Annotated in this window: 22 protein-coding genes and 1 riboswitch; of the genes, 20 read left to right on the plus strand and 2 right to left on the minus strand. The window is 38.6% G+C overall.

Annotated features, from left to right (window positions below; translation table 11 throughout):
• The first annotated feature begins 42 nt into the window (after positions 1 to 42).
• The 10 genes from moaA (at position 43) to AC1Z3T_RS01245 (ending at position 9,336) form a co-directional block, all read left to right on the plus strand.
• Positions 43 to 1,188 (plus strand): GTP 3',8-cyclase MoaA, encoded by a 1,146-nt coding sequence (gene moaA / locus AC1Z3T_RS01200; protein ID WP_100885573.1) that lies wholly within the window; start codon positions 43 to 45, stop codon positions 1,186 to 1,188.
• A gap of 1 nt (position 1,189) precedes the next feature.
• A complete protein-coding gene (locus tag AC1Z3T_RS01205) occupies positions 1,190 to 1,498 on the plus strand; it encodes a MoaD/ThiS family protein (protein WP_004828983.1) in 309 nt (102 codons plus the stop codon).
• Position 1,499: 1 nt separating this feature from the next.
• Positions 1,500 to 2,108 carry a molybdenum cofactor biosynthesis protein MoaE gene (locus AC1Z3T_RS01210; RefSeq protein WP_042085923.1) on the plus strand — a complete coding sequence of 203 codons (609 nt, stop codon included), beginning with the start codon at positions 1,500 to 1,502 and terminating at the stop codon, positions 2,106 to 2,108.
• Between the two features lie 58 nt (positions 2,109 to 2,166).
• Complete coding sequence (moaCB, locus tag AC1Z3T_RS01215) at positions 2,167 to 3,090, plus strand: bifunctional molybdenum cofactor biosynthesis protein MoaC/MoaB (RefSeq protein WP_100885572.1); 924 nt, start codon at positions 2,167 to 2,169, stop codon at positions 3,088 to 3,090.
• Positions 3,087 to 4,337, plus strand: a complete 1,251-nt coding sequence (locus tag AC1Z3T_RS01220; RefSeq protein WP_100885571.1) for a molybdopterin molybdotransferase MoeA — start codon at positions 3,087 to 3,089, stop codon at positions 4,335 to 4,337. Before moaCB ends, AC1Z3T_RS01220 begins: the two co-directional genes overlap by 4 nt.
• A gap of 11 nt (positions 4,338 to 4,348) precedes the next feature.
• The gene (gene modA / locus AC1Z3T_RS01225) at positions 4,349 to 5,104 is read left to right on the plus strand and encodes a molybdate ABC transporter substrate-binding protein (RefSeq protein ID WP_100885570.1); all 756 of its coding nucleotides are present in this window, start codon (positions 4,349 to 4,351) and stop codon (positions 5,102 to 5,104) included.
• An 11-nt stretch (positions 5,105 to 5,115) separates the two neighbouring features.
• A complete protein-coding gene (modB, locus tag AC1Z3T_RS01230) occupies positions 5,116 to 5,814 on the plus strand; it encodes a molybdate ABC transporter permease subunit (protein WP_100885569.1) in 699 nt (232 codons plus the stop codon).
• On the plus strand, positions 5,801 to 6,442 hold the full coding sequence (locus AC1Z3T_RS01235) for an ATP-binding cassette domain-containing protein (protein WP_004828971.1): 642 nt from the start codon (positions 5,801 to 5,803) through the stop codon (positions 6,440 to 6,442). The genes modB and AC1Z3T_RS01235 overlap by 14 nt, the downstream gene beginning before the upstream one ends.
• Positions 6,443 to 6,776: 334 nt before the next feature.
• Complete coding sequence (locus tag AC1Z3T_RS01240) at positions 6,777 to 7,772, plus strand: carboxymuconolactone decarboxylase family protein (protein ID WP_483396439.1); 996 nt, start codon at positions 6,777 to 6,779, stop codon at positions 7,770 to 7,772.
• Between the two features lie 175 nt (positions 7,773 to 7,947).
• Entirely contained in the window at positions 7,948 to 9,336 is a 1,389-nt protein-coding gene (locus AC1Z3T_RS01245) for a methylenetetrahydrofolate reductase C-terminal domain-containing protein (RefSeq protein ID WP_100885567.1), read from the plus strand.
• Positions 9,337 to 9,342: 6 nt separating this feature from the next.
• On the opposite strand, the gene AC1Z3T_RS01250 is transcribed toward AC1Z3T_RS01245, so the two are convergent.
• Entirely contained in the window at positions 9,343 to 10,005 is a 663-nt protein-coding gene (locus AC1Z3T_RS01250) for an epoxyqueuosine reductase QueH (protein WP_100885566.1), read from the minus strand.
• Positions 10,006 to 10,338: 333 nt separating this feature from the next.
• Here AC1Z3T_RS01250 and AC1Z3T_RS01255 point away from each other — a divergent pair, with 333 nt between their 5' ends.
• The 5 genes from AC1Z3T_RS01255 to uca all read left to right on the plus strand — a co-directional run bounded on the left by AC1Z3T_RS01255 (position 10,339) and on the right by uca (position 18,288).
• Entirely contained in the window at positions 10,339 to 11,253 is a 915-nt protein-coding gene (locus AC1Z3T_RS01255) for a LysR family transcriptional regulator (RefSeq protein WP_004828965.1), read from the plus strand.
• A gap of 607 nt (positions 11,254 to 11,860) precedes the next feature.
• Positions 11,861 to 12,667 carry a hypothetical protein gene (locus AC1Z3T_RS01260; protein ID WP_100885565.1) on the plus strand — a complete coding sequence of 269 codons (807 nt, stop codon included), beginning with the start codon at positions 11,861 to 11,863 and terminating at the stop codon, positions 12,665 to 12,667.
• Positions 12,668 to 13,108: 441 nt separating this feature from the next.
• Positions 13,109 to 13,211: riboswitch (guanidine-I (ykkC/yxkD leader) on the plus strand.
• 30 nt (positions 13,212 to 13,241) lie between these two features.
• On the plus strand, positions 13,242 to 13,997 hold the full coding sequence (locus AC1Z3T_RS01265) for an urea amidolyase associated protein UAAP1 (RefSeq protein WP_100885564.1): 756 nt from the start codon (positions 13,242 to 13,244) through the stop codon (positions 13,995 to 13,997).
• A 14-nt stretch (positions 13,998 to 14,011) separates the two neighbouring features.
• Complete coding sequence (locus AC1Z3T_RS01270; RefSeq protein ID WP_046761489.1) at positions 14,012 to 14,680, plus strand: urea amidolyase associated protein UAAP2; 669 nt, start codon at positions 14,012 to 14,014, stop codon at positions 14,678 to 14,680.
• Between the two features lie 2 nt (positions 14,681 to 14,682).
• Positions 14,683 to 18,288: an urea carboxylase gene (gene uca / locus AC1Z3T_RS01275; protein ID WP_100885563.1), complete on the plus strand. Its 3,606-nt coding sequence runs from the start codon at positions 14,683 to 14,685 to the stop codon at positions 18,286 to 18,288.
• Positions 18,289 to 18,348: 60 nt separating this feature from the next.
• Here uca and AC1Z3T_RS01280 read toward each other — a convergent pair whose 3' ends face one another.
• On the minus strand, positions 18,349 to 18,885 hold the full coding sequence (locus tag AC1Z3T_RS01280) for an NAD(P)H-dependent oxidoreductase (RefSeq protein ID WP_100885562.1): 537 nt from the start codon (positions 18,883 to 18,885) through the stop codon (positions 18,349 to 18,351).
• 94 nt (positions 18,886 to 18,979) lie between these two features.
• Between AC1Z3T_RS01280 and AC1Z3T_RS01285 the strand changes: the two genes are divergently transcribed.
• The 5 genes from AC1Z3T_RS01285 (at position 18,980) to AC1Z3T_RS01305 (ending at position 23,028) form a co-directional block, all read left to right on the plus strand.
• Entirely contained in the window at positions 18,980 to 19,339 is a 360-nt protein-coding gene (locus tag AC1Z3T_RS01285; RefSeq protein ID WP_009587107.1) for a winged helix-turn-helix transcriptional regulator, read from the plus strand.
• Positions 19,340 to 19,620: 281 nt separating this feature from the next.
• The gene (locus tag AC1Z3T_RS01290) at positions 19,621 to 19,746 is read left to right on the plus strand and encodes a hypothetical protein (RefSeq protein WP_004828958.1); all 126 of its coding nucleotides are present in this window, start codon (positions 19,621 to 19,623) and stop codon (positions 19,744 to 19,746) included.
• Between the two features lie 4 nt (positions 19,747 to 19,750).
• Positions 19,751 to 20,185 (plus strand): CopG family ribbon-helix-helix protein, encoded by a 435-nt coding sequence (locus AC1Z3T_RS01295; RefSeq protein ID WP_042085901.1) that lies wholly within the window; start codon positions 19,751 to 19,753, stop codon positions 20,183 to 20,185.
• 9 nt (positions 20,186 to 20,194) lie between these two features.
• On the plus strand, positions 20,195 to 22,009 hold the full coding sequence (atzF, locus tag AC1Z3T_RS01300) for an allophanate hydrolase (protein ID WP_171266133.1): 1,815 nt from the start codon (positions 20,195 to 20,197) through the stop codon (positions 22,007 to 22,009).
• Entirely contained in the window at positions 22,006 to 23,028 is a 1,023-nt protein-coding gene (locus AC1Z3T_RS01305; RefSeq protein ID WP_100885560.1) for an ABC transporter substrate-binding protein, read from the plus strand. Before atzF ends, AC1Z3T_RS01305 begins: the two co-directional genes overlap by 4 nt.
• Positions 23,029 to 23,377 lie beyond the last annotated feature (349 nt).

Below are 23,377 nucleotides of genomic sequence, written 5' to 3' on the forward strand. Positions count from 1 at the left end.
TAAAACATTTTGAACTTAAACAGTGCTTCAAGGGATGTGTGTATGAATGCAATGACACCACATAAACAGAATACTGCCTTTATCGACCAACATGGTCGCATCAAGCGTAAGCTTCGAATTTCGGTAACTGATCGCTGTAATTTTAAGTGTGTTTACTGCATGCCTGAACATCCTGAGTGGATCAAAAAACATGATTTACTCAGTTTTGAAGAGCTGTATGTTTTTTGCGAGTTTATGGTGCAGCGTGGAATCGAGCATATTCGTATCACAGGTGGAGAACCGTTGATGCGTCAAGGTGTAGTACATTTCATCGATGATTTACAAAAATTGAAAAAACTGGGTTTAAAAAGAGTTTCGATAACCACCAATGCTTATTATCTTAAACAATATGCAGTGCAGTTAAAACAAGCAGGGCTTGATGATTTAAATATCAGTCTAGACAGTTTGCAACCTAGCCAATTTAAAGATTTGACCAAAAAAGAATTACTGCCTGTACTTGACGGAATTGGAATTGCACAACAAGTCGGATTAAAAATCAAGATCAATGCGGTACTCATCAAAGGTAAAAATGAAGATCAAATTTTACCTTTGGCACATTGGTCGATTCAAAATAATTGCATCGTGCGTTTTATAGAATTTATGCCTTTAGATGGTGCAGGACATTGGACACAAGCAGATGTTGTGAGTGAGCAGTATATCTTAGCGCAATTAAAGCAAGATTTTGAAGTCAGCTTACAACAGGGGCAATCCTCTGAGCCTGCTCGACAATATTTAATTAATGGTTATCCGATTGGGATTATTTCAACCATCACTCATTCATTTTGTGGTACTTGTGATCGTGTGCGTCTGACAGCTCAAGGCGATTTCTTCAATTGTTTATTTGCCCCTCAAGGTATTGCCCTCAAGGCACAGATTAGAGCATTACAACAATCATCAGCTCGGATGCATCCAACATATTTCGCTCAAACACCTTCGGTGCAAACCATATCTTTTGCGGTACACGCTAGATTGCCTCAACGCTTTACTTTTTTTCCTAAGACTTTCAATTTACAGTCTAATTTACAACTTCAACAGACTCTGACTGATTATATTTGGCAGAAAAAAAGAGGTTTTCATGATATCGCTCAAGAAGCAAAGTTAGATCACTCCCCATCCCGAAAAATTAGTATGTATATGATTGGAGGCTAATATGTTGAATTCTTCCGTTCTTTCTAAAACAGCAATAGACCATGATTCAAAGCAATCATCGCCAACGATTGAGATTAAAATTGAATGTTTTGGTGCGATAGAACGTTTATTACCTTCAGATTTAAGTCTGCAAACTAAATCTGGAATGACAATCTCAGACGTTTTAGATGACTTAATATGCCGTTATCCCAAGGCAGAATCATTGCTTGATCGTTGTGCCTGCGCGATTGGTGAAGACATTATTCCACGTCAAACTTTATTAGAATCAGACAGTACCGTGGTTTTACTGTCTCCAGTGGCTGGAGGTTGATATGCATACTTTTAAACATAGTCTCAAACAATTTAACCGTATTCAGGATTCAGCACTGCGCCTAGAAAGTTTTGACCCGATTCAAAATTTTCCTGAATGTGGTGGAATTGATTTTTTTATTGGAACTGTGCGGAATCATCATGAAGGTAAAGCGGTTAAGTCATTAAAATATACTTCCTATGCGCCTGTTTCTGAAAAAATGATTCGTCAAATTGAACAAGAAATCCAACAGCAGTTTGCTGTGCCTTATGTTCGAGTGATCCATAGGGTTGGGACTTTGGAGATTGGTGAAAAAGCCATTATTGCAGTGGCTTATGCAGCACATCGTCGTGAAGCTTTTGCTGCGTGTGAAGAAGCTGTAGAGCGAGTAAAACATGAGGTTCCTGTGTGGAAAGAAGAGTTTTATCAAGATGGAAGTAGCCAATATGTTGCAGGCTGTTGTATCCGTAAGGACTATGTAGGATCAAGTCAAGTTTCACATAATGAATCTCACATGCAACAGCATTGTGAACATCAACATTCAGCACATAAATCATTGCAGTCAGATCGTGAGCAAAACGTTGTACTCAACAAGACTTGTGAACAGACTATTTATCAATGGCATATGTAAAACATATTCAGCACAACACGATTTGCCTTGGAAAATATCGCAATAGAAGGAAGATGTAATGAAAAATGTGGGCATGAAAGCAGAAAGCTATCGTACAGCGGTTGCAACAGGGATATTACATGCACCTTCGCATTGCATCGAACTGTTAAGAAATGGCAATACTGAAAAAGGTGATGCATTAAAAACTGCCCGAATTGCAGGAATTTTGGCAGCCAAACGTACCGATGAGTTAATTCCACTGTGCCATCCTTTGCCAATCTATCGTGCAGATGTGGAATACGAGTTAAATGAAACCCATGTGGTGATCATGGCTACAGTTGAAACAATAGGTCCAACTGGCGTAGAGATGGAAGCATTAACAGCAGTGAGTTTGGCAGGTTTAACCTTGTACGATATGTTGAAACCGCATTGTGAACCCGAGGACTTATGTCTAGATCAATGCAAATTACAGAAGAAAAAAGGTGGGAAATCGCACTTTACGCGTGTATTGAAAGAACCTTTGACTGCTTCAATTATTGTTTTATCTGATACTGTTGCTTCAGGCAAAAAACCAGATACTGCTGGGCAAAATGTATTGGAGATCCTCGAACAAGCCAATTTTGTGGGAATTGACTATCAAGTGATTCCTGATTCACCTAAACAATTATTGGCTTTAATTGAACAGCAAAAAAATCAATATCCACTGATTTTAACAGTGGGAGGGACAGGATTAGGGCCAAAAGATCTTACTGTTGAAACCATTCAACCCTTACTTCAGCGTGAAATTCCCGGTTTGATGGAAGCTTCACGCAGTTTTGGTCAGCGCCGTACACCTTATGCTGCCTTAAGCCGTGGGGTTGCTGGCTATATTGAAAAAAGCTTGGTCATCACCTTGCCGGGAAGTAGACAAGGTGCACAAGAATCATTCATTGCGATTTTACCTGCTTTGGTTCATCTCTTTGATGTGCAAAAAAATATTCCGCATACAGGAGGCTATCAATGAATCATCAGGTTGTTAGTCAGGATTGCGGTGTAGAGAAGGGCTTAATTTCTATTGATCAAGCTTTAGCGCTTATTTTGACACATAGCCATTGTTTAGATATAGAAGTTTTACCGCTGAGCCAAGCGCTTAATCGATATCTTGCAGATGACATTTTTTCAAAGATTGACTTACCTTTGTTTTCGCAAAGTGCTGTTGATGGATATGCGTTATCTAGTCAAGAACCGATAGAAGCGGGTATACAGTTTGATGTTGTGGGTGAGGTGCGTGCAGGGCAAACAGTCGATGTGAAACTGTTACAAGGACAGGCCTTACGAATATTCACAGGAAGTCAAATACCGATAGGAACTACTACAGTTGCCCGTCAGGAAATTGTGGAAGTGCTTAGCACGCAAGTGATTAGAATTGATGAAAAATTAAAACAATATGCAGATATTCGTGAGAAGGGTGAAGAGGTGACGCAAGGTCAGCGACTTGCGCCTGCTGGTCAGAAGCTAAATACGGGAGTGATTGCTGCGTTGAGTATGGCAGGAATAAAGCAATTAAAGGTTTTTAAATACCCTAAAATTGCTGTAGTAATTACAGGGGATGAAGTTGCTGAGACTGTCGAGTGTTTAAACTCAGGTAAAATTTTTGATGCAAATGGACCTTTGATTCAGGCATGGTTCCAAACACACAATCAAAGCATAGATGTGATTCATGTTGATGATCAACAACAACAAGTCCTCAATTTATTTGACGAACTCAAAAATCAATATGATTTGATTATTAGTACTGGTGGTGTCTCTGTTGGGGACTATGATTTTGTTCGACCTGTTGCACTCAAGTTAGGTTTTGAGCAAATTTTTTGGAAAGTCAAACAAAAACCTGGCAAACCGATGTTGTTTGCTAAATATCAGCGCAAAGATCAACGTCATTGTTATTTATTGGCATTACCGGGAAATCCAGCTGCGGTCTATATCGGTATGCAAGTCTACGTCTCAACTTTACTTGGCGCTTTGCAAGGGCATCAATCTCCCCCACAGTGGCAAAACGGCATCATCAGTCACGCACTTAAATCCGATGCACGTGAACGATTTTTAAGAATGAGTGCTGTCTTTGAACAAGGTCACTTAAGTTTAAAAAGTTTAGCAAAACAACAATCTCATATGCTCAGTAATCTCATCCATGCCAACTGTATTGTACGGGTTCCCGCAGAGCAAGACATACAGAAAGGACAGATTTTACCTGTGTTATTCATCCAAAACTGAGAGAACCAAAAATGCGTAGACCGATCAATTTTGTGCTTGCTTTCACGCTATTTTCGACGTTGTCACATGCTGAAACTGTTAAGGTTTATGCGGCAGCAAGTTTGACCAATGCTGTTACAGATATTGCCAAAGTATATGAAAAGCAAAATCCTGAGATTAAAATCGTGCCTGTGTTTGGTGCATCATCAGCTCTGGCAAAGCAGATTGAAGCAGGTGCACCCAGCGACATTTTCTTTTCTGCCGATCAGGATTGGATGAATTACTTGGTACAAAAACAAAAAATTCAACACAACCAAGTGAAGCCTTTTCTGTTTAATCAGTTGGTTTTAATCAGTCCAGTTCAAAGTAAGCAACAGTTTAAAACTGTTCCACAATTTAATTTTGCGCAATCCTTTCAGGGTCGCTTGTGTACAGGACAAATGGAATCTGTACCCGCAGGTAAATATGCCAAACAAAGCTTAATTAAATTGAATTGGCTCGATAGTTTGAATGGTCGAATTGTTGGCACTGACGATGTTCGCTCAGCCTTAGCATTTGTTGAACGTGGCGAGTGTCAGGTGGGAATCGTCTATAAAACAGATGCGTTGATCAGTAAAAAAGTCAAAATTTCAGGTGTTTTTCCAAGCAATAGTCATCAACCCATCGTCTATCCGATTGCTTTGACTCAACAGGGACAAAATAATCCATCTGCAGTTAAATTTAATCAATACTTAAAGGAAAATCCGCAAGCCAAAAAAATACTGCTTCAATATGGATTTACACTTTAAGGTCATCGTCTATGTTAAGCCCTGAAGAGTGGAGTGCGCTGTATTTATCGGCAAAAGTTGCGATTTGTGCAACTTTATTCTGCCTGCCTTTTGCTGTGATGCTGGCTTGGATACTGGCGCGTTATGACTTTAAGTTGAAGTTTGTTGTTGAAGCATTACTACAGATGCCAATGGTCTTACCGCCAGTTGTTTTAGGTTATTTACTTTTAATCTTATTTGGTGCACAGGGTTGGATTGGTCAATATTTGAATCAACTCGGTATTCAAATGGCTTTTAATTGGAAAGGTGCAGTTTTAGCATCGATGGTGGTGGCTTTCCCACTTATGGTACAGCCGATTCGATTGTCTTTTCAAATGATCAATCAGCAATTAGAACAGGTGGCAGGCTCTCTAGGTGCCAGTCCATTCAAGGTGTTTAGAAGTATTAGTTTGGTTTTGGCGCTACCCGGAATTTTAATCGGGAGTATTTTATGTTTTAGCCGTAGTTTGGGGGAATTTGGTGCAACCATTACTTTTGTCGGGAATATTCCAGATGAAACACGCACTATCCCAATCGCCATTTATTCCTTGATTCAACAACCTGATGGTGAGCAGGCTGCCATGCGTTTGGTGGTGCTGTCTTTGTTAATCGCTTTCTCAGCATTGATTGCAAATTATTATATTTTGCAGAAGTATCAGCGAAAACTAGGAGGCAAAGATGCTGCAATGTGATTTTCAGTTTCAATATGCTGACTTGAATCTACAGGTACAGTTGCACATGCAACAACAATTACTCGGGATCATGGGACCTTCAGGATGTGGTAAATCAACCTTACTTAAAAATATCACTGGGTTATTACAACCGAGCCAAGGCTCAATATTACTGAACAAACAAGTATTATTTGATGATCAGAAAAAAATTCGTGTCCCGATGCATCAGCGTCGTATTGCTTTGGTTTTTCAAAAGGCATGGTTATTTCCACATATGAATGTTCAACAGAATTTAAAATATGCCGAACATTTACGCACTGATCTCGACAAAAAATTTGCTTTTGAGCAGATTGTGGATTTATTGGAACTAAGGAACTTACTTAAGCGCCATGCACATCAACTTTCTGGTGGAGAGGCGCAGCGTGTTTCAATTGGACGAGCGCTGTTGTCTTCTCCAGATTTATTATTGCTAGATGAACCTTTAACAGGTTTGGATCAACGCTTAAAACAGCAAATTTTACCTTTCCTTGATCGGGTAAAAACCCAGACTCAATTACCGATGATTTATGTGACACATCACGCCGATGAGTTGGCTTATTTAAATGCGCAAGTGCTTTATATGGATCAGGGAAAAATCTTGAAAATTTAAAAACAATTTAGCTTTGCCAAAAAAGTGCTGCTGTGTTTAATAGGCTATTGATTTGTTCCACTTTGAGACCTGAGGAGTGGTATAAAATGTTACAATAATAAGAATCTCTACACTTATATTTTAATAATATTTATATTTCTGTGTTAATTTAATCCATTGATAAGACATCTTGATGCAAGCTTATAAAAGTCGCCATATAAAAAATTAGCATTGAGAATTCAGCATGACTATTTAACTTTATATCCATCTGACTTTATTGGTCAGAAAAATATTCTTATTGATTTACATAGCAAATTAATAAACACAGCTTTATAAACACAGCAAAGAGAAAAAGATGTGCTTTAAACATGCAGTCATTTTGACCGTTTATTTTATCGGAATAGCATTGGCTCCATCTGTGCAAGCGATAAATGAAATCAATATAAACACCGATGGTCGTCTATCGATGCACCCATTCAATCATCAAATCAAAGGAGAAAAGATTATGCAGAAGAGTACACTGCCTGATTTTAGCCGCCCTGTTAAAAGCGAAATGCAATTAAGTCGATATGAAAGAGGTTGGGAAAAACTCAAAGAAATTGATGGCGAAGCAGGTGAAAAAGTCATTCAAAGTCTAAAAGATGTCTCGCCTGATCTAGGCACATACATTATTGAATACGCATTTGGTGATGTTTATTCAAGAACTGGGCTTGACCTAAAGTCTAAAGAAATCGCGGTTGTTGCTGCGTTGACGGCAATGGGTAATGCGCAACCACAATTAAAAGTTCACATCAACGGGGCATTAAATACAGGAACTAGCATCAATGAACTTAAGGAAGTCATTTTACAAATGTCTGGATATTCAGGTTTTCCAAGTAGCATCAATGCAATGAATATACTCAAAGATGTTTTAGTAGAAAGAAAAAAGCAGGGCATCCATGATGAAATAGGTAAAACAGCGAGTAAAATTAATCATGTTGATCGATTAAAATTAGGTGAAGATGAATTATCACAGTTGGACAGTCAGCAAGTAGATCGGCTAAAAACAGCATATGCTGAATTCTCTCCCGAATTGCTCAAGTTTATCCTTGAGTATGGATATGCCGATATTTACGCAAGAGATAATTTAAGCAAGCAATACCGACAAATTGCGACGATTGCGGCATTAACTGCATTAGGAACAGCACAACCCCAACTCAAATTCCATATCCATGCAGGGTTGAATATTGGATTAAGTGAAACGGAAATCAAGGAAATTATGCTTTTGATGTCAGTTTATTCAGGTTTTCCCTCTGTAATCAACGGAACTAATGTACTTAAACAAGTCTTAGCAGAACGTATAAAAAACTAAAATTTTACAAAGAGTCTGATCCGAAATTTTTAGTATGGTCCCTTTCAATTTATAAACAGGTCATTCGAAAGGCTGCATGCCAGATAAAATTGTGTCTAAGCACAGTAATTTGATGCAAAACATTCTATAATTCTGACTTAATTTTTTGTTGTTTGTCTTTTTACATTTGTATTTTATGTCTAAGCTTTCCCAGTATTTTGCGCAAAATCAATTTTGTTGCTTAGTAGAGTATCTCCCTACAAAAAAACAGGTACTGCCTGTCAGGGAAAGTTTGGCAGGTTTTCCAGCCTGTATGACTTTGTCTGATCGTGTGCGTACTGATGAGGATATTGCCCCTTTGATCGCTGCACAAGCATATCCAGATCATATCGAGAAGGTTTTACATTATGCAGGTAAGGGGAGAGACATTGATGATTTTAAATTATTTTTAAAGCAAGCAGATTCAGTCGGATTACGAGATATCTTGTTACTGACAGGTGATAAGCTTAAACAACACCATGATGGACAGGGGCAACATGCCAGAACCCGCTATTTAGAATCGGTCAATGCGGTTATGGCTGCTCATCAATATGGCGGTTTCCATATTGGTGTGGCTTTTAATCCCTTTAAATATACGCCAGCTGAACAACAAGCACAGTATTTAAAACTACATAAGAAATTAAATGCAGGTGCAGATTACATCATTACTCAATTGGGTTTTGATTTGTCTGCTTTAAAACAACTGCAAACTTTTTTAGCCCAAGAAAAATATATCCAAAAAACGCTCGCTTGTGTCATGCCACTGACTTTAGCGCGAGCACAATTTATGGTGAAGCATAAAGTTGCCGGTATCGTGATTACCCCGCATATGCTAGAGGTTTTAGCACAGGATCAAGTCAATCAATGCCCAGAAAATGTGTATAAGCGCTGTGCTTTACAAATTTTGATTTGCCAACATTTGGGTTATGCCGGTGTACACCTTTCAGCATGTCATAAAGCTGATGAGCAAATGCTGTTAGAACAGTATATTGAACAATATCGCGACCTGAATTTGTCTCAATGCGAGATACTCTGGAATCAATTGTGGCAGCTGGCAGAGGGTGAACAACTTCGCCCAAAAGTGGCAGTTAAACGGATAAAGTCAGCATTGAACAACAAGGTGAAATATCAGTTTTTAGACCTGATTCATCGTGCCATGTTTCAGTCTAACTTTGTGAAAGGGATTGGTACTTTTATTTTTAATGCCAGCTTTTGGAACAGAAAAGCTGCTGCCAAAGTACTCTTACAGACTGAATATTTAAGTAAGCATTATTTGCTGGGCTGTGAAAGCTGTGGTCAATGTCGTTTGGCTGAAACTTTATATATTTGCCCAGAAACTTGCCCCAAAGGATTAGCCAATGGTCCATGTGGCGGTACCGATTTAGATCGCTGTGAGTTTGGCGACAGGGAATGCATCCATTCGGTTAAATCCCGTTTAGCGCATGATGTGGATCAAATTCAACTGTTAAAAGAACAACTGATTCCAACCGTACCGATCGAGGTACGAGGAACCAGCTCTTGGAAAAATTGGTATAAGGCAGAGTAGCTAAATTTAGTGCTCTTCATCCATAGCATTACTATAAAATTTTTCACCTAATTTAATTCGATCACGACCATTTTTCATACGCCAGCGATTGGTATCACGTAATGAATACACACAGCCACAGTATTCCTGCTGGTAAAATTCTTCCCGTTTACTGATTTCAATCATACGATGCGCACCACCATTTTTGCGCCAGTTATAATCCCAATATTCAATTTCAGGATAATGTGCTGCTGCTCGGATTCCACAGCCATTGATCTGTTGCATGTCTTTCCAACGAGATATACCCAAGGAACTACTGATTAAGCGAAAACCATGTTCATAGGCATATAGGGCTGTTCGTTCGAAACGCATATCGAAACACATGGTACAGCGAATACCTTTTTCAGGTTCGTTTTCCATGCCTTTGGCACGGGCAAACCAATTGTCGGTATCGTAATCGCAGTCGATAAATTCAATATTGTGCTTCTCGGCAAAACGAATATTTTCTTCTTTTCTGATTAAATATTCTTTTACAGGATGAATATTGGGGTTATAAAAAAAGATCGAAAAATCAATTTCTGATTCAATTAAGGTTTCCATCACCTCACCTGAACACGGCGCACAGCATGAATGAAGCAACAATTTATCGTGTCCTTGAGGTAATTCGAGTTTTTTTCGTTCCAGCGTCATGTTGAACAATATAAAAAGTGATGAATTGAGTATTGTAAAAGTTTTTATCTGATATGGGATTGCGATTAGGTGAAATGTTTTCATGTTAAGCTGAATGATTTTATATTAAATCCTTTTTTATTGAGGATTTTAATTGTTATATCAGAGGTTTATTTTAAAGTTGATGTACTTTAAAAGCTAAATACAATATCGTAGCAGATTATTTCATTGTATATTAAGGTGAAAAAAAATAATTATATTGATCAATAGGTGAAAATAATTAAACATAACTTTAGTGAATCAGTTATGCTATAGGCAATGATTTGCGTCACAAACTCATCTGGTAAAGACTGAATGTTAGAACTTCGACATCTAAAAACACTGACTGCTCTTCGTGAGCATGGCTCATTAGTGGCAGCCGCAGGAGATCTGTGTTTGACCCCATCGGCATTGTCGCATCAACTCCGAGAGCTGGATCAATGGTTTGGTGTAGAAGTAGTTAACCGTCGTTCACGACCTGTCAGTTTTTCCAATGTAGGACAGAGGTTGTTGAAATTGGCAGATGATATTTTGCCTCAAGTACAAATTACTCAATCTGATATTACCCGTATCGTACACGGACAAACTGGACGAATTGTTTTTTCTTCTGAGTGTCACAGTTGTTTTGACTGGTTAATGCCGTTGTTAAATCAATACCGTCAACAATATCCCGATGTAGACTTAGACTTTGCTTCTGGCTTTGAAGCAAATCCACATGAATTATTGCAAACAGGTGAGTTTGACCTGTTAATTACTGCTGATCCGATCGCACTGAAAGGCATCGAATATTTCCCAATTTTTGAATATGAATCACGTTTGGTTTTATCTCAGACCCATCCTCTGGTGCGTATGAAGGAAATTACGGTTCAGGAATTAGCAGAAGAAACTTTGGTAACCTATCCTGTAGATAAGCATCGTCTTGATATTATGTCTAGACTATTTATTCCTGCCAATATTCAGCCCAAACATATTCGTACTACAGATCTGACTCAAATGTTGATCCAGTTGGTTGCCAGTGGTCATGGTATTGCTGCTTTGCCAGATTGGGTGGTAAATGAATATGAGCAAAAAGGTTGGGTGGTATCTCGACGTCTCGACTGCGTTGCACCTGAAGGTTTACGCCGGACTTTATATGCAGGCTATCGTATTGAAGAAAAAGAAAAAGATTATTTTGATGGTTTTCTTAAACAACTGGATAAATTTTCCAAGAAAAGAGCAAGTTATTATTAGACAAGATAATTTTTCGGACATTTAAAACGGCTTAAAGCAAATCGAGTGATTGTTAAGACAGTAGCAACCTTGCTATTGTCTAAATTAAGCCACTTAAAGCAATTTTAGAATACTGTGAGCCACCCAAGCATAAATCCAATATGTCGAAAATGAAATTGGAAATTTTGCATATTGGACTGATTTTATCAGCAATTATATTCAATATGGTCATTGCCGTGCTTAGGTTTATGGAGGGAAAGCAAGTATTGCGAAATAAATATCTTCATCACAGTGAAACAAGCAAGATTAGATCATCTAAAAAATAAGGGGGACTTTGTCGACTATTGTATGTAAACGATCTCGTATAAGGTTCAACGACCTTATAAAGTCACTGGAGAATGGCAGAATGGATTTATAATCAATAGGCTAAGAGATGATGATCGAAGTAGAAGAGCAATTATTGCAAATTATCGAAGAACAACAGATTCAATTTTAAAGACAAGCTTTAGAAGTAATGTAAATAAAATTTATGAATATTTTTCAAAGCCTTAAAGGGTGATTAAGAGTATATACAGCAGTAATACCTCAGCAACAAATTGTAATTTATCACAAGGATGGTCATGGCATTATGCGTATAGTTAAATTACTCGTTGTTATATTGGGATTTTTGATTTTTCTCATAGGATATATGTACCTTTCAACAAAAGGAACAGTGAGTCAAAATGAAAAAAATCAAGATGTATCACAAGTTTCTGGGAAAAATGATGATTGGGCTAGTGGTAAAAACCTAAATCCTGAGCTTAACAAAAAAATAGCTTTGAATATGACCGAAGACAAGTTCGACAAAATCATGAAAGAAGGGCTAGTCAACGGAGTTATTTATACATCTTTAAATGAATTGGATGAGATTACCAGAGCATCTATCAAACAAGCATTAAAAAATTTAAATGAAAAGGGAAGTCTCAGTGGTGGCGTGAAAACTAATGAGTTTAGTGATTTAGAAAAAGTCAGAGAAAACTTAAGAGACAAAACTTTAGATGAAATGGTAAAAGACCTTGATGGGTTTAAAAGCACGCCGAATAAGATTTTAGAACAATACGGTCTGCAATTGACAGGTGCTCAAAATTTTGGATCCTATAACCAGAATGAGGGATGGAGTGGGATATATAAACTTTATGAAAATAATAAAAGTAAGGTTGAAATAGAGCAAATTCATTTAAAACCAGAAAAATCAACTCAACAGTTGGTTAAAGAGGCTCTAAATAGTTCACTTGCTAATGATACTCCTGCTATTTATGAAAAATTACCATCAGAAATGCTGCAGAAATTAACTTTTGTTAGTGATAGAAATTATTACCAGATAAATGCTTATAATTTAAGCGAAAATGAATTGATAGAAATAGCAAATTCTATAATAAAAAGTCCTGAAAAATAAAATTTTAGTTGAATAGTAAGTTAAATTTTTGATGAAAAAACTTCTAAATATAAAAGTAGTGGTGGCTTTCATTTACATTTAATGAATTCATTTCATTGATGTTTTCATATCAATGAACGAAAGAATGGCATTGTTTCCCACACGTTTTGATACTCGCCCTAAGGCTGACAATCGCCCAGGCAGAAGCAGAGAAATAAAACTAGATAGGCTAAGTCGCTAAATCTTGTCTTTCACTTTTTTGATTCAGTAAAGTCATGAGCGAATGCTTTTTTATGGCTTTACCTTTCGTATCTATCCATCTAAATAAAACGATTTTTGATCATAAATGGCGCTTCATTTTTAAAATAAGCCTAAAACGCACCCATATTGCTCAAAATAAGTATGACAAAAGCTGAAAATCGTAATACTGAATTGGCATAGCCTTTGCATTCCTTAGCCCTATAAAAAGTGATCTAGGGTTCCGATATTTGTACCATACAAATATGTCTGGACCGAGAGTTCGCGGTTCGCAAGAACTACACGGAGGGATAAAAGCCCGGGAGGAAGTCAATCAACTATCCGAACAGGAGTGGCTATGAACACGACACATTATCATGATCAGAATGAGATTTGGTCTGAAAAATTACCGGGTGGGCATCACTGGTCAGGTCGTATTCCCAAAGGAACTGTACTGCAATTTAAAGCTTTAGCTAAAAATGCCAATGTGTCTTTGTTCTGTGTCAATGCGAATGACAGACTTGAACGCTTCAATATGCCTGACAGCCTAAAAGGGCAACATACTGCATATTTAACACAAGGTCATGTTTTATATTCTGATTTGGGACGAGTCATGGCATCAATTGTTCGTGATGATCATGGCTGGAATGATGTTTTATGTGGTGCAAGTCGACCTGAACAAATTCAGCGCACTTTTGGAACGAAAAGCTTTCAAGATGCCCGAAATCAGATGTATCAAAATGGTTTAGATGGTTTGCTGATTGAAATGAGTAAGTATTCTTTGGGGCAAATTGATTTAAGTGCCACGATTAACTTATTTTCAAAAGTCAGTCCAGATCAAACAGGTGCATTGAGTTATGTTGCTTCGGATAATCAGGATCAAATCATTCAGCTCCGATTTGAAATGGATAGTTGGGTGTTTTTATCCGCTGCACCACATGCTTTAGATCATTCTGCGGATTATGCTCCAGCAGCTATTGCTTTAAGTCTTTTTACTGCTTTGCCTTTGTCAGAACATGATATTTGTCGGGATTCTTGTCCACAAAATCAACGCGCATTTAACAACAATGATCGTTATTTTGCACGCCATTCATCACATAACATTAACGCATAAAGAGGGCAACGATCATGACCATATTCAGTTCAATCGAGCATCGTGTGTTCGACCAAGTACTTGTTGATGACGTATGCCTTGCAGGTGAGGCATGGATGGGCGAAATTAAAAAAGGACAGTATTTTCGCATTGTTGATTTGGAAGGCAATCAAGCAGTCGATACTTTGTTCATATCTGCAGAAAACCCAGCTGAACGTTATAGTGCGACGGACACTTTGAGCATCAATCAACATATATATTTAGAAAAAGGTACCACTTTATATAGCAATCATGGTCGTGCGATTGGCGTGATTCATGATGATAACTGCGGTCGACATGATACCTTGGGCGGTGCATGTTCATGTGAAAGTAATACTGTACGTTATGCACATGAGACTTATCCAATGCACAGTTGCCGTAATAACTTTATGTATGCATTGGCGAAACATCCAATTGCACAAAAACACCAACTTAATGTTCGACATATTGGTCCAAATATTAATTTCTTTATGAATGTCCCTGTGAGCTCTAAAGGTCATTTGACCTTTGCTGATGGTATTTCGGCAGCAGGAAAATATGTTGAAATCAAAGCAGAAATGGATTTGATTATATTGATTTCGAATTGCCCCCAATTAAACAATCCATGTAATGGCTATAACCCAACCAAAATTCAATTGATTGTTCATACTGGTACGGAGGCTTAATTATGTTTAAAAAAGTTCTCATTGCCAACCGTGGTGCAATTGCTTGCCGTGTCATACGCACACTGAAAAAATTAGGCATCGCTTCCGTTGCTGTTTACTCAGAAGCCGATCAAGATTCTTTACATGTGACCTTGGCAGATGAAGCATTTTGTATTGGTGCAGCGCCTGCGCAACAGAGTTATTTGAATATTGAAAAAATACTGGAAGTTGCAAAACAAACTGGCGCTGAGGCAATTCATCCGGGATATGGATTTTTATCTGAAAATGCGGAGTTTTGTGATCTTTGTGAAAATCAGGGGATTGCTTTTATTGGTCCAACATCCAGTCAAATGCTGGATTTTGGTTTAAAACATACTGCACGTGAACTTGCAATTCAAAGCCAAGTCCCGTTATTGCCGGGAAGTGCTTTGCTGGCTAATGAAAACGAAGCCATTACTGAAGCTACACGGATCGGTTATCCAGTCATGCTGAAAAGCACCGCTGGTGGTGGCGGTATTGGGATGCGTTTGGTTTGGAATGAAGCTGAGCTCAGAGATGCCTATCAAACTGTCTCTTATCTCGCTCAAGCAAACTTTAAAGATGCAGGTGTGTATTTAGAAAAGTTTGTGGAGCATGCTCGGCATATTGAAGTACAAATTTTTGGTGATGGTACAGGACAGGTATTGGCTTTGGGAGAGCGTGATTGTTCTGTACAACGCCGTAATCAGAAAGTCATCGAGGAAACGCCAGCACCTCTTTTAAATGCTGAACAGCGTGAATACATTCAAAAAATTGCAACTCAATTGATGCAATCAGTCAATTATCGTTCGGCAGGGACTGTTGAATTTGTCATGGACACGGAAACAGAGCAATTCTATTTCTTGGAAGTGAATACGCGTTTACAAGTCGAACATGGGGTGACTGAACAAGTTTATGGTGTTGATCTGGTTGAGTGGATGGTGACTTTAGCCAGTGGTGACTGGTCTGCTCCACAAGAAAAATTAGTCCCGAAAGGGCATTCGATCCAAGTACGTTTATATGCTGAAGACCCGATTAAGCAATTTCAGCCCAGTGCAGGATTATTGACGTATGTGCAATTTGATTCGCAGGCGCGGGTCGAAACATGGGTCGAAACCGGTTCTCATGTTTCTTCATTTTATGATCCGATGCTGGCCAAAATTATTGTCACAGCAGCAGATCGAAACTCAGCAATACACGCCATGCAAGCCAGTCTTGCAGTAACTCAAATTGCAGGTATTGAAACCAATTTGGAGTATTTGCAGAATATTATTGCAGGCGAAGTGTTTCAATCAGGAGCGCAAACCACGCGTTTTTTAAATACTTTCGTATGGAAAACTCAAAAAATTGAAGTTTTACAATCAGGTATTCAAACTTCGATTCAAGACATCACTGGTCGTTTAGGGTACTGGGATGTTGGTGTACCACCGTCAGGTGCAATTGACCCTTTAAGCTTAAATGTTGCCAATCAACTTTTAGCAAATCCATACAACACGGCAGGACTAGAATGTACTTTACAAGGTCCAACTTTAAAGTTCCATTGTGATAGTCAAATTGTCATCACGGGTGGAGAGATGGCGGTCACACTTGATGGTATCGCTCTACCGATGTGGCAAACAATCAATGTTAAAAAATCTCAAGTCTTAAAGTGTGGCGCAATCAGCACAGGTTGCCGTAGTTATATTGGGATTAAAGGCGGATTTGACGTTCCAGAATACTTAGGCTCAAAAGCAACCTTTACCTTAGGTCAATTTGGTGGACATGCAGGTCGTAATTTATTGATTGGAGATATGCTTCCAATCACTGAGTATTGTTCTGAAGACAGTAAGCGTTTAGCCAAAGATCAAATTCCAAGCTTTAGCCGAATTTGGGAAATCGCTGTGATGTATGGTCCGCATGGAGCTCCTGATTTCTTTACTACAAAAGACATCGATCAGTTTTTTACCAATACCTTTGAAATTCATTATAACTCCAGCCGTACAGGGGTTCGTTTGATTGGACCAAAGCCTGATTGGGCACGTGAAGACGGAGGTGAGGCTGGCTTACATCCTTCCAATATCCATGATAACGCCTATGCAATTGGTGCAATAGACTTCACTGGAGATATGCCAATTATCTTGGGACCTGATGGTCCAAGTTTAGGCGGATTTGTATGTCCCGCAGTAGTAATTCATTCTGAACTTTGGAAAATTGGGCAGTTGAAGGCAGGAGATAAAGTCAAATTTATACCTGTAGGTTATGCGCAGGCAAAAAGTCTCGACCAAAAATATCATCAAAGTTTAATCGCTACAGACACGACCACTGTTGATTTCCATCCTCTGATTCAGCCTGAGCATGAAACTTTAAGCAATGCTGTACTTGCGAACATAGAGGGGCAAGGCAAGTTGCCAAGTGTCTGCTATAGACCCGCAGGAAACAGTTATTTATTGGTTGAATATGGTGAACTGGTTTTAGATTTGAATTTAAGATTCCGTATTCATGCCTTGATGCAATGGGTAAAAGCTCAAAATATTCAAGGGATTATTGATCTCACACCGGGTATTCGTTCTTTACAGATCCATTTTGATTCAATTCAAGTTGATCAATTGGAATTGTTAAAGATATTGCAAAGTGCTGAAGCTGAACTCGTTGATATTGATCAGATGCAAGTTCCTTCAAGAACAGTTTATTTACCTTTGGCTTGGGAAGATTCACAAACGCAGTTAGCGACTGAACGCTATACCCAAATTGTGCGTCCAGATGCACCTTGGTGTCCTGATAATATCGAGTTTATCCGTCGTATCAATGGGCTAGCTTCTAAGCAGGCAGTGAAAGATGTGGTATATAGTGCACATTATTTGGTGATGGGCTTAGGAGATGTATATCTAGGTGCGCCCGTAGCCACGCCACTTGATCCACGTCAGCGTTTGGTCACGACCAAATATAACCCTGCTCGGACTTGGACACCTGAAAGTGCTGTGGGTATCGGCGGTGCCTATATGTGTGTTTATGGAATGGAAGGTCCGGGTGGGTATCAGTTTGTTGGTCGAACTACACAAATGTGGAGTCGTTATCGTCAAAATGCAAATTTTGAAGCGGGTAAGCCATGGTTATTGCGCTTTTTTGATCAGGTAAAATTTTATGAAGTTTCCGAGTCAGAACTGCTAAAAATGCGTGAAGATTTTAAAGCAGGTCGTTTGCAACTTCGAATTGAAGAGGGTGTGCTCAACCTTAAACAATACAATGACTTCTTAGCCGAAAATCAAGACAGTATTCAGGCATTCAAACACACGCAACAAACCAATTTTGAAGCTGAACGTCGTCGTTGGCATGCTGCTGGTTTACAAGAATATGTTTCTGAAAGTCTGGATGCTGTAGACGATGCAGAAGCCGTCATTATCCCGCAAGGTGGGTGTGCTGTTGAATCACATATGCCCGGTTCAATTTGGAAAATAGAATGTGCTTCAGGTGACATTGTGGAAGAAGGCGCAACCCTTGCAGTGATCGAAGCCATGAAAATTGAAATTCCAATCATCGCGCCTGAGCGAATGAAAGTTGAAACTATAACCATCGAAAAAGGGCAGACAGTTAAAACAGGGCAGGTGTTGTTTACCTTAGCACCGGTGGTTTGAAAAAACCTCTAAAGAGAGAACAATACTAAAACAAAGGGCATCATTAAGATGCCCTTTTTATCAAGTAGCGAGTAAATGTTTAAGAATTTTGTCACCGTGTTCGACCGCTTCCCGTTTGATTTTAGACGCTGAGTGACCAGATAAGGGGGACACATCAAAGAGTAGAAAAGTGCCACTTAAATTCATTTGACTATATTGAATGGAGTGCTGAACAGATTTTAAAAAGCTTTCGATTAAATTTTCGTGTTCATTGATTAAATTTTTTTCTGGCTGTCCAACGGTCATACTCAGCAAAACTTTTTTATTTTTCAATTTATCTCCTTGTGAACCATAAGCAAATTGATAGCTAAAAACTTCATCGAACCATAATTTTAAAATAGCGGGCATATTAAACCAAAACATTGGATATTGCAGAATGACCGTTTCATGTCGCAGTAATGCCTGCTGTTCCGCTGCGACATCAATTTGATAATCAGGGTAGCGCTGGAAAATATCTCGAACTTCTAAATCTGGATACTTGTCTGTCAGTTCATTGACAATGGTCTTGTTTGCAATCGACCGTGTGTAATAGGGATGCGCCAAAATGAGCAGTGCCATAATATGTACCTATTAACTATAAAAATAATAGTCACTATATTTTTTATATGGATGGCGTACAATAACTATCAAAGTTGATAGCCTAGAGATATTGATGGAACCTATTGAAAATAAATGTGAAATAAAAATGAATGGTAAAACCTATCCATGTCATATCAGTATGGCAATGGATTTGGTCGGTGGGAAATGGAAAAGTGTAATTCTTTACTATCTCAAAGATGGAGCAAAACGCTTTAATGAAATCAAACAACTGATGCCAACGATTACTGAAATGACACTCAGCCTGCAACTTAAGCAATTAGAACAAAGTGGATTGGTTTCTAGAACCGTGTATGGAGAAAAAGCACCAATCAAAGTAGTCTATGAAATGACCGACTTAGGACATTCTTTTAAGCCTGTTTTAGAATCATTGTCTATTTGGGCACATGGCATGCTTAATGAAGATTTAGATTAAAAAATAATAAAATGCTATTGCTGAATCGTACTTAAAAAAAATCTGACTGATGAATATAACGACTTGAATATTTTCGCCCCATCACTGCGCATGGGGCATTTTTTTGCCCACAAAATAGTCATAAATTTTGATCAATCGCAGTAAAAGCACGCTTAGAAATTGGCACATTTTCTGCATCTATAGGGGCGTAATACAAAAACTTAATTTGGTAATACTGATGCCTATTCTTCTATGTTTACAAATAGCGAATGGCCATCAGACCCTTACATAGGAGTGGTGCGATGAATCATGTAAAAACAGCAGACAAAAAAGTACATCCGCTCAAAACATTTTTTGTCGAATTATTCAGTGTACGCGCTGGTCTGTATATCAAACAAACACACTCAGTCCATAAACCAAAAGGATAGCACTGTGCCTAAACAAAAGTTGGCTCGGATCAGTATTACTGTACCTGAAACGACACTCAATGCCCTCGACCAGAAAATTGTTGATCAACACTATGAAAGCCGATCACAAGCAATTGTAGACATGATCAACAAACATTTGATTGCAGAGCAGGTTCAAGCGAATGAAGTGATGGTGGGGACATTAACCATTCTTTATGATGCAGGGCAGATGCCACTTAGAAATCAACTAATTGATTTACAACAACAGTTTTTAACCCAAGTGATCAGCTCACTACATATTCAACTTGATCAGCAAAAAATCTTACAGGTGATGTTGATGCAAGGTGCAAGCTCAGAGCTCAAGCAAATTAGTCAGCAATTTATTGCACTCAAAGGCGTGATTAAAGGGCATTTAGAACTTATGGATGCAGTGATGCCTCCGATTCTACAAAATGATTAAATCAGGAGTATGGTCATGCAAGACTTATGGACGATCCAAGATTGGAAAAATGCGTATGCAAATCAGCAAATCAATATTGATGGTTTAATCGACTATGTTAAAACCATAAAAAATGATGATCATGCTTGGATTGAAATCGCATCTTCAGCACAAATACAGATGCAAATTGAGTATTTAAAAACTCAAAATTGCGATGATCTACCCCTCTATGGTGTGCCCTTTGCAGTCAAAGACAATATTGATGTTGCTGGTTTTCATACAACAGGTGCATGTAAAGAAGCTGAATATTTAGCAACAACAGATGCAACGGTGGTTGTAAAGTTAAAAAAGGCGGGTGCTATTGTTATTGGTAAAACCAATCTTGACCAATTTGCAACAGGTTTAGTGGGAGTACGTTCGCCGTATGGTGCAGTAAAAAATAGCTTTAATCCAGAATATATCAGTGGTGGTTCTAGTTCTGGGTCATCTGTGGCTGTAGCGAATGGAATTGTACCTTTTAGTCTAGGTACAGATACGGCAGGTTCAGGTCGAGTTCCAGCAGGTCATAACAATATAGTTGGACTGAAACCTACAAAGGGATGGTTTTCCACCACAGGTTTGATGCCTGCGTGTAGAACACTGGATGTGATTTCAATTTTTGCACTGACCAGTGATGATGCTTGGCTGGTTGCAACATTGATGCAAGGTAATGATAAAACAGATGCTTATTCGCGTAGTCATCCTGCCAATGTTGCAACACAATTTTCTAAAGGAAAAATTGCGATACCTGCTCAACTTGAGTTTTATGGTGATATTGAATCCGAGAAAGCATTTAAAATTGCCGTAGAACGTGTTCATGCACTTGGATATGAGGTTGAATCTATTGATTTTACGGATTTCAACCTTTTGGCGAGAGCACTTTATAATGACGCTTGGGTTGCAGAGCGAACGGTTGCTGTCGAAGCGCGAGTCTCTCGGCAACAAGCGCATCCAGTGATTGCTGAAATCATTGCGCAAGCAGATCAGTTTAAAGCTACAGATACATTTAAAGCTGAGTATCAACGGGCTGAATTAGCACAAAAAATTAATCTTCAGTTACAAGCCTATGATGCATTGTTGGTACCGACTTCACCGACGATTTATCGGATCAGTGAAGTTGAAGCAGACCCACACAATAAAAATTCACATATGGGGGCGTATACCAACTTTGTAAATTTTGCTGATCTAGCTGCGATTGCCTTACCCAATATCATTCGTGCAGATGGTCTGCCAAGTGGCGTGACTTTTATTGCATCTGCTTGGTATGACCAAGCATTGGCAAAATTTGCCCAACAATGGCAAACACTCACAGAACTTCCGCTTGGCACGTCATCATATCGTTATCAAAAAAGCTTTGAAATTGAATCACAAAACTCGGTAAAGCTTGCTGTTGTCGGTGCGCATCTCTCAGCGATGCCTTTGAATTTTCAATTGACAACCCGTCAAGCGACATTGCTCGCAAAAACCCGAACGGCTAAAAGCTATAAGTTATTTGCTTTGAAAAATACCGTTCCACCGAAACCGGGATTGCAATTTGATATTGATGGTACTGCGATTGAAGTTGAAGTTTGGGAGATTCCTTTAGCGAATTTTGGGGCAATCGTCGCTGAAGTTCCATCACCACTAGGCATTGGCAATCTACAGCTTGAAGATGGGACATGGGTGAAAGGTTTTATTTGTGAAGCTTATGCAATTCAAGAGGCTGTCGATATCAGTCATTTTGGTGGTTGGCGTGCCTACATCAAGTCACTCAATCCATCAAATACAAAATTTAACTATGAGAACGTTGGGGGAGTTTCGGTATGATTCATAAATCTTTTTTATCTATATCCATTTTAACTACAGTTTTAATATCAGGTTGTGACAACACAGCAAAAGTGCCAGAAGCCAAAGAAAATAAGCAAACCACAGCAAACGCACAACCGATTACTATTGGTTATAGTGATTGGCCGGGATTTGTTGCATGGCAAGTTGCGATTGAAAAGGGGTGGTTAAAAGAAGCGGGATTAAATGTTGATTTTAAATGGTTTGATTACTCAGCATCGCTTTCAGCTTTTTCAGCAAATCAATTGGATGCGGTATTTGTCACCAATGGAGATAATTTGGTGACTGCTTCAGGCGGTACGCAAGGCATGATGATTATGGCAACAGATTATTCTGCTGGAAATGATGTCATTATTGCCAAAGAGGGGATTAATCATATTCAGGATTTAAAAGGCAAATCAGTTGGTGTTGAAAAGGGATTGGTGGACCATTTACTGCTTGCAACAGCGATGTCAGATCAGAAAATTCCCATTAATGAAATCAAATTGGTGAATTCTGCGACCAATCAATTGCCTCAAGTGTTTTCAAGTCCTGATATTTCAGCAATTGCAGTTTGGCAGCCTGTTGCCAGTCAAGCATTAAAAGCCGTTGCAGGATCAAAAATCATTTATACATCGCAAGATAAACCGGGTTTAATCTATGACACATTAACGGTCAATATGAGTCATTTAACTGCGCATAAAGAGGAATGGAAAAAAGTTCTGCAAGTGTGGGATAAAACGGTGAAATATATCAACGATCCGGCTACACATGCAGATGCAGTCAAAATTATGGCAAATCGTTCAGGTGTCGATCCGAAACAATACGAAACGATGGTGAATGGTACACATTTACTGGATATTTCAGCCAATAAAAAAGTCTTTAGCAAAGGTAATGGTTTTGATTCGATATATGGTTCGTCCTATCATGTGAATAAATTTAATGTACAGAATGGCATCTATAAAACTGAGCAAAATGTAGATGGTTTGATTTATCCAACCTTATTACAAGAGTTACCATAAGGGGATTTGCGCTAATTGGATTGGTCTGGAGAGACATCTTTATGACCAATCGCGAATTAGCTAAAGACCCAATAGCCTAAGCAGTATCCTTCTGGAAACTTAAATAATTAGATAAGAAGCTTCACTGCTTCTTATTTTGTGAAAAGCTTTGATCAATTAGTGCAGACGATGCCTTAGTTTTCAGAGATGAAAAGATACCATCTCGAACATCGAGCTAATTCATTCAAATTAAGTCGAAGGTATGTTATTTTCTTCATCTAATCATATTGATCCGTATCATCGCCTAACTCAGTTGGGCTTTTAATTGTTTAGATCAAATTAAGCATAACAATATTTAAATCTGTTCATT

The sequence above is a fragment of the Acinetobacter sp. B-6 genome (assembly GCF_056930735.1).